Origin of the sequence: Roseburia zhanii (assembly GCF_014287635.1) — a bacterium.
Taxonomy (GTDB): Bacteria; Bacillota; Clostridia; order Lachnospirales; family Lachnospiraceae; genus Roseburia_B; species Roseburia_B zhanii.
In genome coordinates this window covers 1-934 of sequence record NZ_JACOPH010000071.1, presented here as the reverse complement: position 1 = coordinate 934, position 934 = coordinate 1, and the positions used below count along the sequence as shown (strand labels likewise).

The 934-nt window shown below is 38.5% G+C and carries 2 protein-coding genes; both read right to left on the bottom strand.

Annotated features, from left to right (window positions below; translation table 11 throughout):
- A partial coding sequence (locus H8S17_RS16150; RefSeq protein WP_186867896.1) for a hypothetical protein occupies window positions 1-436 on the bottom strand: 436 nt, incomplete at its 3' end.
- Window positions 437-475: 39 nt separating this feature from the next.
- Window positions 476-934: hypothetical protein (locus H8S17_RS16145; protein WP_186867897.1), on the bottom strand; the 459-nt coding region annotated here is incomplete at its 5' end.

Below are 934 nucleotides of genomic sequence, written 5' to 3'. Positions count from 1 at the left end.
GAACTTCTATGCTTTTAGGGACATATTCCAGTGGATGGTCTAAATTATATAAAGCCTGTTTCGTTGCCTGAATTGCAGATTCTGTTGTGTTTCCCAAAATGTCGATGTTATCCACATCGCCCTCGCCCTTCATCTGCTTATTCAGCCTTTGTATCATCATCTGTGATATATGGCTCAACATTCCGTTTTTCTTTATTCCCATACCATTCGCATTTACTTCCTTCGCTGCTTCCATCCATGCATCTTTTACATCCTGCGGAGCATTCGGACCAATCATATCAAATGCTTTTTCGTTAAAATCCGTATCTGCCATATATGGATTTATACTCTCATTTTCCTGTTTGGCACGTTCTGTACTAAATTGAGGAATATCATTCTGTCTGCGTCTGTTTTCGTATGACACACCATTCATAGAATAGTTGGAACTAATCTGCATATATCAATACTCCTTTTTATTTGAATTGCATTATTATCATTAGGCTTTCGCTTCAAAAACTGGTCTTTTCTCCAGATAATCCGGTAGTTCTTTCAATTCAGAATTCATACCATTCTTTACGGCATTATATTCCTTCCAGTAAATGGAATAGAATTCATCTTTTTTTGTAAGTTCTGCCGGAGTCATTTCATACCCCCAGCCGGCACCGGTATTCAACAATACATTCACACCCTGACTCTGAATTTGAACCCCATAACCACCTGATGTTAAAATAGTGAAATTTAATGTTCCGCCTCCTGCCAGTGCAATCTGCTTATCTGCAAGATTCTGATTTTTTCCCTCTGCCTGTTCCAAAAAATCCAGTAAGGTTAATTCTCCGATCCCTTTACATTTTGGATTGGCATTTTGATTTTTCATTGCACTTTTTGCCTGTTGGTATAACTGCTTTCTATCCGGTGCAACCTCTGACAAATATTCTGCCCTTAACTGCAATAGCTG